This is a genomic window from Fusobacterium sp. IOR10, from assembly GCF_010367435.1.
Lineage (GTDB): Bacteria > Fusobacteriota > Fusobacteriia > Fusobacteriales > Fusobacteriaceae > Fusobacterium_B.
The window spans coordinates 1-12,680 of record NZ_WJWY01000013.1 but is presented as its reverse complement, the minus strand read 5'-3'; the positions used below and the strand labels follow the sequence as shown (position 1 = coordinate 12,680).

Below are 12,680 nucleotides of genomic sequence, written 5' to 3'. Positions count from 1 at the left end.
TATACAAAAAAGCAGGAATATTAATATTCCTGCTTTTGCTCTATTTTTTTAATATAAGGTCACATGTACAAATTTTAGGCACATACATATGATGATTTTCAATATCACGATAATAGTTAGTTTCCTTGTTTATAGCATTAAAAATAGAAGATTTTTCTGCAGGTTCCCCAAGGGCAATTAATATTTCTGGACTGTAACTATCAGGAATATTTAAAAGACTTTGTATTCTATCTTTATTAAAGGAAGCAACGATACATCCTCCTAGATTCATTTCTGTTGCAGTTAATAGTATATTTTGTGCAGCTATTCCCATATCAAAATAATTATAATTATAATTAAGGTTTCTATTGTTTGGCAAACATAAAATAATATAACCTCTAGGACATTGATTTTCAGAAGGGTTCCACTTTATCCCTCCAGCCCAAGCAATGTTAGGAAAGATTTCATCACATAAATCTTTTTCCCAAACTATAGAGTATCTAATATTCTGAGCATTTCTAGCACTGGCTCCAAGTCTAGCATTTTCAATCATTTTAATTAACTCTTCCTTGTAAATACTTCTACTTGTAAAAGATCTATAAGAACGATTTTTTAAAAAAATACTTTTGTTCATACATTAAGCCTCCTAAATATAATAATAAAACTATAAGTAGATGATAAATTAAAAGCAATAAAATGTCAATTTTAAATTTTAAAAATATGGACAAAAATTAAATAATGAGATATGATTATGTTAGGAGGTGATAAAAATGAGACAAAATTTAGAAGAATATCTAAATGCAATAAGTCATTATATAGGAGCAGGGTTGTCATTAGTTGCTTTAATTTTAATGGTTATGAAATCTTCTAAAACATTTGAAGTGGGATATACAGTGGGATGCGTAATTTTTGGATTAGCATTAATATTTCTATATTCAATGTCAGGAACATATCATATTTTAAAACAAGGAAAAACAAAAAATACATTTAGGGTTTTAGACCATGTGGCTATTTATGTTTTAATTTCAGCGTCTTATACCCCATATATTTTTACTGTATTACATGGTAGAACTAGATGGATTATTTTTGCTGCCCAATGGGGACTTACATTTCTTGGTATTATTTTTAAAATCTTTTTTACAGGTAGATTTAAAGGAGTTTCAACATTAATTTATTTGTTTATGGGTTGGATGATAATGTTTGTATTTAAAGATATTAAACTAGCTTTAAGTAGCATATCTTTAGATTTTTTAATTATAGGTGGAATAACTTATTCAGTGGGAGCTTTATTTTATATGATGAAAAGATTAAAATTTAGTCACTGTATATGGCATATGTTTGTAATAGGAGGAAGTTTCTTTAATTTCTTGTCTATTTACTATATAGTTTAGGAGAAATGATGAACTTTTATATAAAAATGATAATTAAAATGTTAGAAAGAAGTATGACAGGTCAAGATTCAGAAGTTTTGGTAAAATTAAAAAAAGGGATAGACTTATCCACTAAAGACAAAAAAGAACTAGAAGAAATAATAGATAATTTATAAATATAAAAACTGCGGAGGAAATATGGAATTTGTAAAGGATTTTAATAAGGAAGCTATAGCCTATAAGGATAGAAAGTATTCTTATACAGAGGTAATAAGGGCAGCAAAGTATTTTTCATCAATATTAAAAATTCAAAAGGGAGATAGGGTAGTAAATTTCTTGGAAAATAGACCAGAATTTATATTCAATTTCTTTGGATTATGGGATGCAAAGGGTATTCCAGTAAATGTTGATGCTTCATATAATGCTGAAGAACTAGAGTATGTTCTATCAGATTGTGATCCTAAATATATTTTAACTTCAACAAAAAATTATGACACAGCTCTTGAGGCAGTTAAACTTTCTGGGAAAGAAATCAAAGTAATAAACACTCAAGTGATAACTATACCAGAGGATTTTAAAGTTGATGAAAATGTTATAAGATCACCTGAGCCAGAAGATGTAGCTGTACTACTGTATACATCAGGAACAACAGGACAACCAAAGGGTGTAATGTTAACCTTTGATAATTTAATGTCAAATGTAGATGCAACAACAGAAATAAAAATGTCAACACCAGAGGATAAAATGCTAGCGTTGTTACCATTTCATCATATGTTTCCCCTTTCAATAAATTTACTTATAGCTATACATATAGGGGCATTAATTGTATTGTTAGATGATCTTTCAGCAAGTTCAATAATGAGTACATTACAAAAGCATAAAATTACAATATTTGTTGGGGTTCCTAGACTTTGGGAAATGATACATAAGGGATTAATGGATAAGATAAATAAAAAATCTTTTACAGCAAAATTATTTAAATTATGTAAGAAAATAAATAATGAAAAGTTTAGTAGATTAATTTTTAAAAAGATTCATGAGGCTCTAGGTGGAAATATAAGATACCTAGTTTCAGGGGGAGCTAAAATAAATCCAGAAATACTAGAGGACTTTAGTACTTTGGGAATTAGAGTATTAGAGGGATATGGGTTAACAGAAACATCTCCAATTATAGCTTTTAATAGGGAAAATGATATTAGAATAGGAACTGTTGGAACTTTAATACCTGGAGTTACAGCTAAAATAGCAGAGGATGGAGAATTCCTTGTAAAGGGTAGAAATGTTATGAAGGGTTACTATAATAATCCTAAAGCTACAAAGGAAGCAATAGATGAAGATGGATGGTTCCACACTGGGGATTTAGCTAAAATAGAAAATGGCTATATCTCAATTATAGGAAGAAAAAAGGAAATGATAGTTTTATCAAATGGTAAAAATATAAATCCTGTGGAAATAGAAAATGAAATATTAAAGGGAACAGACATAATTCAAGATATAGGAATAGTTGAACATAAAAACCATTTACTAGCTTTGATCTATCCTAATTTTAAGATTGTAGAGGAAAGAAAAATAAATAATATTACAGAAACTCTAAAATGGGAAATTGTTGATAGCTATAATGTAACTGCTCCAAAATATAGAAAAATACTAGAAATAAAAATAGTCAAAGAGGAATTACCTAAAACTAAACTTGGAAAATTAAGAAGATTTATGTTTAAGGATCTAATAGAAGATGGAGAAGAGAGCAAAAGCAGTATAAAGGAAGAAACTAAAAAGAAAACAGAGGCAAAAAAAGAAGACAAGGAATATGATACTGTTGAGTTTAAAGCTCTGTATGAATACATAAAAAAAGAACATGGGGAAGAAATAACTCCAGATTCTCATATTGAAATAGATGTGGGGATGGATTCTTTGGATATAGTTGAAATGAATGCCTTTATTGAAAAAACTTTTGGTTTTGAAATTGATGAAGATGAAGTTGGAACAGTTAAAACAATTAGAAAGATTTGTGAATATATTAGACAAAATAGTAATTTCTACCATGAGGAAAACATAGATTGGAAAGAAATTCTTTTAAATGAAGAGGTTAACTATACTTTACCTAAAAGTTCGATAGTTACATTAACAAGAATTTTAATATCTCCCATGTTATCAATTTATTTGAGACTAAAGAAAAAAGGTTTGGAAAAAATATCAAAGGATAGAAGAATATACATTTGTAATCATGAAAGTTTCATAGATGCTCTAGTTGTTTCTAAATTATTTAACAACAAACAAGCAAAGGACACATATTATTTTGCAATTAAAAAACATTTTGAAAAACCAGTGATGAAATTTATAGCAGATCACGGAAATATTGTGTTAGTTGATATTAACAAAAACTTAAAAGAAAGCTTACAAATTGCAGCTAAGGTTTTAAAATCAAATAAAAATTTAGTTATTTTCCCAGAGGGAGCAAGAACTAGAGATGGAGAATTACAAAATTTCAAAAAGTTTTTCGCTGTTCTTTCTAAGGAATTAAATGTTCCAATAACAGTAATTGGAATCTCAGGAACTTATGAAGCTATGCCTTATGGATCTAAATCCATTAAACCAGGGAATATAAAGGCAGAAGTTTTAGGAGATGTTATTCCAGAAAAATTAACAGTGGAAGACATTGTAAAAGAGTCTAAAGCTATGATTTTCAATTGGAAAAACAAAGGAAAATCAATGAAATAAAAAAGAATTCAGTTGACAAAATTCCATATATAAGGTATACTATTTATGAATTAGATTAAAAGAAACTTAGCTTTGTGAAATGAGGTATCGAAATAAGTACTTAAGTTCAAAACTAGTCTTTATCTATTCAATAAAAGTATTTTATGGAGGTATCACAATGAACAAAGGAACAGTAAAATGGTTTAACGCAGAAAAAGGATTTGGATTTATCACTTCTGAAGAAGGAAACGATTTATTCGTACATTTCTCTGAAATTAAAAAAGAAGGATTCAAAACTTTAGAAGAAGGTCAAGCAGTGACTTTTGATGTAAAAGAAGGACAAAAAGGTCCTCAAGCAGCTAACGTAGAAATCGCGTAGTTCTTGATATAAAAAAAAAGAATAATTTTCATCCCACTCTTAGGAGTGGGATTTTTTTTTACCAAAAATTTAAATTAACAGAAAGAATTAAGTTGTTAATAAAAAAGAATTCAGTTGACAAATTTTTGTATTTAGTGTATAATTCTTGTAGAAGTAGATCAAAAGAAATTTAGCTTTGGTAAATGGGGTATCGAAATAAGTACTTAAGTTCAAAACTAGTCTTTATCTATTCAATTAAAAGTATTTTATGGAGGTATCACAATGAACAAAGGAACAGTAAAATGGTTTAACGCAGAAAAAGGGTTTGGATTTATCACTTCTGAAGAAGGAAATGACTTATTCGTACATTTCTCTGAAATCAAAAAAGAAGGATTCAAAACTTTAGACGAAGGTCAAGCAGTAACTTTTGATGTAAAAGAAGGACAAAAAGGTCCTCAAGCAGCTAACGTAGAAATCGCGTAGTTCTTGATTAAACTGAATAATTTATCCCACTCTTAGGAGTGGGATTTTTTTATATATACATATAAGACATATAAAATATATATATATAAATGAATAATAATTAAGGGATTAGTGGAAAAGTACAGTAAAAATTGGTATAATCTAAAGTAATTAGTTGATTGTAAAAAAATAATACTGGAGGGTTATATGGACAAGTTAAATAAAGGAAGTATATGGAAAGCTTACAGATTTTCGATTATTTTAGTAGGAGCTATATTTTTAGGAAGTTTAGTTGGCTTAAGAATGGGAGAAAAAGCTAAAATGTTTAAACCCCTAGGGGATCTATTTATAAATGGAATGTTTACATTAGTTGTACCTCTGGTTCTAGTAACTATAAGTGGTTCTATTTCATCTATGAGTGATATGAAAAGATTAGGTAAAATTTTAAAAAGTTTGTTATTTATATTCTTTGGAACAGGGGCAATAGCAGCAGTACTGGTTCTAATTGTAGTTAATATATTTCCACCAGCAAAGGGAGTAGTTTTAAACATGCCCCAAGCAGTGGCGTTAAAACCTTTCTCAACAGGTGGTCAAATTGTTTCAGCCTTAACAGTTACAGATTTTCCAGAATTAATTTCTAGAAAAAATATGCTTCCACTTATTATATTTGCAATAATTTTTGGAATGTGTGTAAATGGAATAGGAGAAAAGGGGAAAATTGTTTCAAGGGGATTAGATGCATTATCTGAAGTATTTTTAAAAATGGTAGGTCTTTTAATGTACTATGCACCAATTGGATTAGGAGCTTATTTTGCAGCTTTAATAGGGGAATATGGAAAGGATCTAATAGGATCTTATGCAAGGGCTCTAGCAATTTATTATCCCTTGTGTTTTGCTTATATGATTATATTTTTCCCAATATATGCATATATTTCAGGGGGAAAAGAGGGAGTAAAAGCTTTAAAACATGTTTTTTCTCCAGCAGTAACAGCTGTTGCCACTCAAAGTAGTATAGCAACTCTTCCTGTTAACTTAGAAGCTTGTGAAAACATAGGTGTTCCAAAGGACATTAGAGATATAGTTCTTCCAATAGGAGCAACAGCTCATATGGATGGAACAGTATTTAGTACTATTTTAAAGATTTCATTTTTATTTGGAATATTCCAAATACCATTTACTGGTATGGGAACTTACATAAGTGCAATACTACTTGCAATAGCAGGGGGAGTAGTTATGTCAGGAGTTCCTGGTGGAGGATTAATAGGTGAAATGCTAATAGTTACAATGTATGGTTTCCCACCTGAAGCCTTTCCAATTATTGCAACAATAGGATATTTAGTTGATCCACCAGCAACAATGATAAATGCAAGTGGAGATACAATAGCTTCAATGCTTGTAACAAGAGTAGTTGAAGGAAAAGATTGGTTAAATAAAAAATTAGGCTAAAAAATATTAAAAGGAGCTGTGTTATGGATAGAAAATCATTACTAAAAGATATAAAAAGAGTTGTAATTAAGATTGGTACATCAACATTGACTCATGAAAATGGATATCTTAATATAAATAAAATAGAAAAATTAGTTAGAAATATATCTCATATTCAAAACTTAGGCTATGAGGTTATTGTTGTAAGTTCAGGTGCAGTTGGAGCAGGTATGGGAAGATTACATTTAAAAGAAAGACCTAAAACAATTCCTGAAAAACAAGCAATAGCAGCAGTTGGACAAGTTGCTCTTATTCATTTATATCAAAAATTATTCTTTGAATACAATAAAAATATAGCACAATTACTTTTAACAGGGGAAGATTTAGGAGATAGACAAAGATTTTTAAATGCTAGAAATGCTTGTTTTGAACTTATAAGTAAGGATATAATTCCAATAATAAATGAAAATGATTCTGTGCTAACAGAGGAAATAAAAATAGGTGACAATGATACCTTGTCAGCCCTTGTTGCTAGTTTAATAGATGCAGATCTATTAATAATACTATCTGACATTGACGGACTATATACAGCAGATCCAAGAAAAGACCCAGAAGCTAAATTAATAACTACAGTTGAAGAAGTTACAGAGGAAATTAAGAATATGGGAAAAGGAGCTGGAAGTAGCTTAGGTACAGGGGGAATGGCAACTAAAATAAGAGCTGCAGAAATAACAGTTTCTAGAGGAATAAATATGCTAATTGCCAATGGGGAAGATCCTGATATAATTGTTGAGATTTTAAATGGAGCACAGGTTGGAACACTTTTCTTACCCTTTGATAAGGCAGTTGGATCTAGAAAGCATTGGATAAAATATAATTCAGGAAAACATGGGAAAATTATAGTTGATGAAGGTGCAAAAAATGCTGTTATAGCTGGAAAAAGTTTACTTCCAAAGGGAGTAACAGAAGTTATAGGAGATTTTGTTAAAGGTGATGTAGTGTCATTGTATTCTAGTGAAGATAAGGAAATAGGTAAAGGAATAGTTAACTATTCTTCTTCAGAAATTGATTTAATAAAGGGATGTCACAGTGGTAAGTTGGAAGAAATATTAAATGAACCTGAATACTTAGAGGTAATACACAGTAACAACATTAGCAGAAATTAAGGGGGTATTATGAGCTATATAGAAGAAATTTGTAAAAATGCAAAGGAAGCATCTAGAAAATTAACAAACTTAAGTGTAAAGGAAAAAAATATAATTCTAAGGGCTATGAGTGATGCTCTTATTAATTCAGTTGATGAAATATTAATAGAAAATAATAAAGACATAGAAAATGGTAAAAAGAAAAATTTATCAGAGGCCTTTTTAGATAGATTAAAATTAAATAAAGAAAGAATAGAGGGAATGTCAAAATCCCTAATAAAAATAGCAGATTTTCAAGATCCAATAGGAGAAACAGTTAAAGGATGGAAACTTGAAAATGAATTGAAAATAGATCAAGTTAGGGTTCCAATAGGTGTAATAGCTATGATATTTGAATCTAGACCAAATGTTACTGTGGACGCAGCTGGTCTTTGTTTAAAATCAGGAAATGCCATTATATTAAGAGGTGGAAGTGATGCTATAAATTCAAATAAAGCGTTAAGTAAAATAATAATAGAAGCTGGAATTAAGGCTGGAATGCCAAAGGGAGCTGTTCAATTAATAGAAAAAACAGATAGAAAATTAGTTGGGGAACTTTTAAGTGAAGTGAAATATATAGATGCTGTAATTCCTAGAGGTGGAAAATCTTTGAAAAAAGCAATTAACGAAACATCCAAGGTGCCAGTTATAGAAACAGGTGCAGGGGTTTGTCACCTATACATAGATGAGTTTGCAGATGATAAGATGGGTATTGATATTCTAATCAATGGGAAAACTCAAAGACCAGGTGTTTGTAATGCCCTAGAGACATTGTTAATTCATGAAAGTAAACTAGGTTTATTAGGGGAAATTGAAAAAAGATTAAAGGAAAAGAAAGTTGAAATAATTGCAGATGAAAAGGCTTCAAAGTATTTAAAGGATTTTAAATTAGCAACTGATGCAGACTGGGAAGAGGAATATCTTTCTTTGAAAATATCAATAAAAACAGTAGCTTCAATAGAAGAGGCCATTGACCACATTGAAAAATATAGCACAAAACATTCAGAGGCTATAATAACTTCTTCCTTTGAAAATTCAGAAAAATTTCTACAAGAAGTGGATTCAGCTTGTGTTTATGTTAATGCATCCACTCGTTTTACAGATGGTGGAGAATTTGGATTTGGAGGGGAAATAGGTATAAGTACTCAAAAATTGCATGCTAGAGGACCTATGGGTATAAGAGAGCTAACAACTACTAAATATATAATTAGAGGTAATGGTCAAGTTAGGTCATAATATATGCTTAAAAAAAGTTGACATTTTAAGTAAAGAATGCTAAAATATCTCAAATACAAAATAAAAAACAGGGAGGATGTATTAAATGAAAAAATTAAATAATAATTATAAAAAAAATATATCTTCTGAAAATACATTTTCTTGGTGTTGGTGCTAAAAAAAGTTTGTAATTGTTTTATAAAAAACAGATACAGACTAATTTTGGTTTATTAATTAATTAGGAAAGTGTAGCTGTGTATATATAATTAATGTTAATTTATTAATTTGAACCTCAGGTGCAACCTGAGGTTTTTTTTATAAACAAATTTAAAAAAATAAAAAACTAGGAGGAACAATGGAGAAGAAGAGAGAACTATGGACAAGTCGATCAGGATTTATTTTTGCAGCTATTGGTGCAGCAGTGGGGCTTGGGAACCTATGGAGATTTCCATTTCAAGCGTATAAAAATGGTGGAGGTGCTTTTTTCTTTCCATATATAGTAGCCTTACTTTCTTGTGCAATACCTTTAATGATATTAGAGTATACATATGGTCGTAGAATTAGAGGTGGATCTATAAAAGCTTTTAAAACTATTAGTGCAAAGTATGAGTGGATTGGTTGGATGCAAGTTATGGTCCCTATAGTTGTAATGATGTTTTACTGTACAATTATCTCAGTGTCAATGATATTTATGGTATGGTCTTTGGGACATGCCTTTGGAATAGTTAATTTTATGGGAGATCCTGGAAAATTAATGGGAATGGTAACAGGAAGTGCCTCAGGGCCCTTTGATTTTAGAAGTGGAATAAGCAAGTACTTATTTTTCTTTGTAATTATAGTTTGGATATCTAATTTAATTATAGTGAGAAAAGGTATTTCAAAGGGAATCGAAAAGGTTTCTAGAATATTTACACCAGTTTTAATAATTATGATGCTTATGTTTATGATAAATTCCCTTAGATTAAATGGGGCTATGTTTGGATTAAAGCAATTATTTACTCCAGATTTTACAAAAATATTAGATCCAAATATCTGGGTTTCAGCCTATGCTCAAGTTTTCTTTTCAACAACATTAGGTGTTGGTGTTATGATAGCCTATGGATCTTATTTAAAGGAAGATGCTGATATTGTTGGTAGTTCTATTATAACAGTTGCTGCAAATGCATCCTTTGATATAATTGCAGGGGTTACAGTATTTTCAACTTTAGGATATCTTGTTACAAACATGGGTGTTGAATTTGATTCCTTTGGAAGTGGAGCAGGAATAGCTTTTATAGCTTTCCCAATTGCCATAAGCACAATAACTTCAAATGTATTTTTACAAGGTATGATAGGATTTTTATTCTTTCTTTGCTTGTTTATTGCAGGGCTATCTTCTAGTATTTCAATGTTAGAAGCCTTTACAACAGCTACTTTAGATAAGTTTAAAATTTCAAGGGAAAAAATAGTTACAATTATTTCAATAGTTGGATTCTTAGGAAGTATATGTTTTTCAACCTTTGCAGGATTTAATTATATATTAGATATAGTTGATTCCCATGTTGGAAATTATGTAATAGCAACACTTGGATTAGTTGAAACTATAATGGTTTGTTATATTTATGGAATTGAAAAAATAAGAATAGATGCTAATGAATATTCAGATATAAAAGTTGGAAAATACTTTAATTTCCTATTAAAATATGTAACACCATTAATATTAGGAATAACAGTTATATCCAATTTAATAGAAGAATTGAAAAAATTATCAGGATTATTTACAAGTAATATAAGTATCTTCATGGGAGAGTTAGTATTTGGATGGGGAGTAATTTTACTTATGCTTTTAGCTTCAATATTTCTTTATTTGAAAAAAGCAGATTAAAAACAATTATTATATATTAACATATACAAATTTAAAGGAGGAATGTAAATGATAGTAAAAAATGTATTAGAATTAATAGGAAACACACCAATTTTAAAATTGAATAATATGTGTGGAAGTTCATATTGCCAAACTGAAATGGCAGATATATATATTAAATTAGAGGGAAGAAATCCAGGGGGAAGTACAAAGGATAGAATTGCTTTAAATATGATACAAAGAGCAGAGGAAAGTGGACGTTTAAAAATAAATGGAACAATAATAGAACCAACAAGTGGAAATACAGGTATAGGTCTTGTTTATATTGGGAAACTAAAGGGTTACAGAGTTGTTATAGTTATGCCTGACACAATGAGTGAAGAAAGAATTAATATTATGAAGGCATATGGTGGAGAAGTGGTATTAACTGATGGTAAATTAGGTATGAAGGGAGCCATAGCCAAGGCTGAGGAACTTGCAAAAACTATTGAAAATAGTTTTATACCTGGTCAATTTGACAATATAGCTAATCCACAAGCTCACTATAACAATACAGCTGAGGAAATAATAAAGGATTTTGATGATTTAGATGCCTTTGTTGCAGGTGTTGGTACAGGTGGAACTTTAATTGGAAATGGTAAAAGATTAAAAAAAGAATTTGAAAACATAAAACTTTATGCAGTTGAACCAAGCAAATCCCCTGTTTTATCAGGTGGAAAACCAGGTCCCCACGGGATACAAGGTATAGGTGCAGGATTTATTCCTGAAGTTATGGATGTATCAATTATGGATCATGTTATAAAAGTTAAGGATGAAGACGCCTTTGAAACTTGTAGACAAGTGGCAAAGGAAGAGGGAATATTATTTGGTATATCAACAGGGGCTAATATATATGCAGCTATAGAAGTAGCTAAAAAATTAGGACCTGGTAAAAAAGTTTTAACAATTTCTCCAGATGGTGGAGAAAAATATTTATCAACAGATTTATATAAATATTAGGAGAAAAAATGTTTAAGAATTTAAATTATGATTTGGAAAATGTAGTTAAGCTAGATCCAGCAGCTAGAAATAAGTTAGAAGTACTTTTTTTATACTCAGGAATTCATAGTTTGATCAGTCATAGGATAGCTCATTTTCTTTATAAAAAGAGAATATTTTTCATAGCTAGACTAATTTCTCAAATTTCAAAAGTTTTAACAGGAATAGAAATTCATCCAGGAGCTGTTATTGGAAAAGGTCTTTTTATAGATCATGGAAATGGTGTGGTAATTGGAGAAACAGCTGAAATTGGTGATAATGTGATGATGTATCATCAAGTAACCCTAGGGGGAACTGGTAATGAAAAGGGTGTGAAAAGACATCCAACTGTTGGAGATAATTGTATTATTGGAACAGGGGCTAAACTTCTTGGAAATATAACAATAGGAAAGAACAGTAAAATAGGAGCAAATTCAGTTGTACTGATAAATGTTCCAGAAAATGCAACTGTTGTAGGAATACCAGGAAAGGTAAAAAAAATAGGTTAAAAACAAATAAATATTAAAATAAAAATGGGATTGTTAAATAAACAGTCCCATTTTTCTAAAAAAAAGTGTATAATATATAGTGTATACTAGAATTTCAATTAAAAAAGTACTTATAGGAGTTGGTAGATATGATTAAAGATAAATTTGTAGTTAAAGTTTATGGAAAGCCAATTATACAAAATGGGGAAGAATATAGAAATTGTTTAGATTGTTTGTCTTCAAACAGTGAAAAAATAATTAAGCAATACACAAAACAATTTAGGGAAAAGTATCCTGAGAATGAAATTGTTGTTAAAGAACGTATTCGTGAAGGATGGATTGAAATGATAGAACTTGAAAATAGAGTTGAAGATGAAAAAGAAACAGAGGATGAAAAATAATAATAAAAGTAATAACCACTAGTATTTTGTATCAGTTGTCGGAAATTATACGACAACTGAAAACAGGTACTCTTTTTTTACGTGAAAATTTATAAGTTAATAACTAATAAATAATAATGGTTCTTTGTCAACTGGTGTTGGTGGAGAAAAATAAAAAAATAAATAATGTTTTTGTTCCTTCAGCTTTATGCTGAAGGAATTTTTATTTTTGTTAAATTGCTATAAATTAAAATTCTATTTC

At 29.6% G+C, this 12,680-nt stretch carries 13 protein-coding genes; 12 read left to right on the top strand and 1 reads right to left on the bottom strand.

Annotation, left to right across the window (positions count from 1 at the left end):
• Positions 1-40 precede the first annotated feature (40 nt).
• Positions 41-613, bottom strand: a complete 573-nt coding sequence (locus GIL12_RS05140) for a nitroreductase family protein (RefSeq protein ID WP_163469347.1) — start codon at positions 611-613, stop codon at positions 41-43.
• 136 nt (positions 614-749) lie between these two features.
• Here GIL12_RS05140 and GIL12_RS05135 point away from each other — a divergent pair, with 136 nt between their 5' ends.
• The 12 genes from GIL12_RS05135 (at position 750) to GIL12_RS05080 (ending at position 12,439) form a co-directional block, all read left to right on the top strand.
• The gene (locus GIL12_RS05135) at positions 750-1,370 is read left to right on the top strand and encodes a hemolysin III family protein (RefSeq protein WP_163469345.1); all 621 of its coding nucleotides are present in this window, start codon (positions 750-752) and stop codon (positions 1,368-1,370) included.
• 5 nt (positions 1,371-1,375) lie between these two features.
• Positions 1,376-1,525 carry a hypothetical protein gene (locus GIL12_RS05130; protein ID WP_163469326.1) on the top strand — a complete coding sequence of 50 codons (150 nt, stop codon included), beginning with the start codon at positions 1,376-1,378 and terminating at the stop codon, positions 1,523-1,525.
• A 22-nt stretch (positions 1,526-1,547) separates the two neighbouring features.
• Positions 1,548-4,067 carry an AMP-binding protein gene (locus GIL12_RS05125; protein ID WP_163469343.1) on the top strand — a complete coding sequence of 840 codons (2,520 nt, stop codon included), beginning with the start codon at positions 1,548-1,550 and terminating at the stop codon, positions 4,065-4,067.
• 157 nt (positions 4,068-4,224) lie between these two features.
• A complete protein-coding gene (locus GIL12_RS05120; protein WP_163469342.1) occupies positions 4,225-4,425 on the top strand; it encodes a cold-shock protein in 201 nt (66 codons plus the stop codon).
• Positions 4,426-4,686: 261 nt separating this feature from the next.
• Positions 4,687-4,887 carry a cold-shock protein gene (locus tag GIL12_RS05115; RefSeq protein WP_163469340.1) on the top strand — a complete coding sequence of 67 codons (201 nt, stop codon included), beginning with the start codon at positions 4,687-4,689 and terminating at the stop codon, positions 4,885-4,887.
• Between the two features lie 186 nt (positions 4,888-5,073).
• Positions 5,074-6,312 (top strand): dicarboxylate/amino acid:cation symporter, encoded by a 1,239-nt coding sequence (locus GIL12_RS05110; RefSeq protein WP_163469338.1) that lies wholly within the window; start codon positions 5,074-5,076, stop codon positions 6,310-6,312.
• Between the two features lie 23 nt (positions 6,313-6,335).
• Positions 6,336-7,457, top strand: a complete 1,122-nt coding sequence (gene proB / locus GIL12_RS05105; RefSeq protein WP_163469337.1) for a glutamate 5-kinase — start codon at positions 6,336-6,338, stop codon at positions 7,455-7,457.
• Between the two features lie 9 nt (positions 7,458-7,466).
• Positions 7,467-8,711, top strand: coding sequence for a glutamate-5-semialdehyde dehydrogenase (locus tag GIL12_RS05100; RefSeq protein WP_163469335.1), 1,245 nt, complete (start codon positions 7,467-7,469; stop codon positions 8,709-8,711).
• Between the two features lie 334 nt (positions 8,712-9,045).
• A complete protein-coding gene (locus GIL12_RS05095; RefSeq protein WP_163469333.1) occupies positions 9,046-10,554 on the top strand; it encodes a sodium-dependent transporter in 1,509 nt (502 codons plus the stop codon).
• Positions 10,555-10,602: 48 nt separating this feature from the next.
• Positions 10,603-11,532 carry a cysteine synthase A gene (cysK, locus tag GIL12_RS05090; protein WP_163469332.1) on the top strand — a complete coding sequence of 310 codons (930 nt, stop codon included), beginning with the start codon at positions 10,603-10,605 and terminating at the stop codon, positions 11,530-11,532.
• An 8-nt stretch (positions 11,533-11,540) separates the two neighbouring features.
• The gene (gene epsC / locus GIL12_RS05085; protein WP_163469330.1) at positions 11,541-12,059 is read left to right on the top strand and encodes a serine O-acetyltransferase EpsC; all 519 of its coding nucleotides are present in this window, start codon (positions 11,541-11,543) and stop codon (positions 12,057-12,059) included.
• A gap of 128 nt (positions 12,060-12,187) precedes the next feature.
• Positions 12,188-12,439 carry a hypothetical protein gene (locus tag GIL12_RS05080; RefSeq protein WP_163469328.1) on the top strand — a complete coding sequence of 84 codons (252 nt, stop codon included), beginning with the start codon at positions 12,188-12,190 and terminating at the stop codon, positions 12,437-12,439.
• Positions 12,440-12,680 lie beyond the last annotated feature (241 nt).

What these genes read in the sequence shown, in the direction of transcription:
- GIL12_RS05140 (WP_163469347.1), bottom strand. Translation starts at nt 613, where the DNA reads ATGAACAAAAGTATTTTTTTAAAAAATCGTTCTTATAGATCTTTTACA.
- GIL12_RS05135 (WP_163469345.1), top strand. Translation starts at nt 750, where the DNA reads ATGAGACAAAATTTAGAAGAATATCTAAATGCAATAAGTCATTATATA.
- GIL12_RS05130 (WP_163469326.1), top strand. Translation starts at nt 1,376, where the DNA reads ATGATGAACTTTTATATAAAAATGATAATTAAAATGTTAGAAAGAAGT.
- GIL12_RS05125 (WP_163469343.1), top strand. Translation starts at nt 1,548, where the DNA reads ATGGAATTTGTAAAGGATTTTAATAAGGAAGCTATAGCCTATAAGGAT.
- GIL12_RS05120 (WP_163469342.1), top strand. Translation starts at nt 4,225, where the DNA reads ATGAACAAAGGAACAGTAAAATGGTTTAACGCAGAAAAAGGATTTGGA.
- GIL12_RS05115 (WP_163469340.1), top strand. Translation starts at nt 4,687, where the DNA reads ATGAACAAAGGAACAGTAAAATGGTTTAACGCAGAAAAAGGGTTTGGA.
- GIL12_RS05110 (WP_163469338.1), top strand. Translation starts at nt 5,074, where the DNA reads ATGGACAAGTTAAATAAAGGAAGTATATGGAAAGCTTACAGATTTTCG.
- proB (WP_163469337.1), top strand. Translation starts at nt 6,336, where the DNA reads ATGGATAGAAAATCATTACTAAAAGATATAAAAAGAGTTGTAATTAAG.
- GIL12_RS05100 (WP_163469335.1), top strand. Translation starts at nt 7,467, where the DNA reads ATGAGCTATATAGAAGAAATTTGTAAAAATGCAAAGGAAGCATCTAGA.
- GIL12_RS05095 (WP_163469333.1), top strand. Translation starts at nt 9,046, where the DNA reads ATGGAGAAGAAGAGAGAACTATGGACAAGTCGATCAGGATTTATTTTT.
- cysK (WP_163469332.1), top strand. Translation starts at nt 10,603, where the DNA reads ATGATAGTAAAAAATGTATTAGAATTAATAGGAAACACACCAATTTTA.
- epsC (WP_163469330.1), top strand. Translation starts at nt 11,541, where the DNA reads ATGTTTAAGAATTTAAATTATGATTTGGAAAATGTAGTTAAGCTAGAT.
- GIL12_RS05080 (WP_163469328.1), top strand. Translation starts at nt 12,188, where the DNA reads ATGATTAAAGATAAATTTGTAGTTAAAGTTTATGGAAAGCCAATTATA.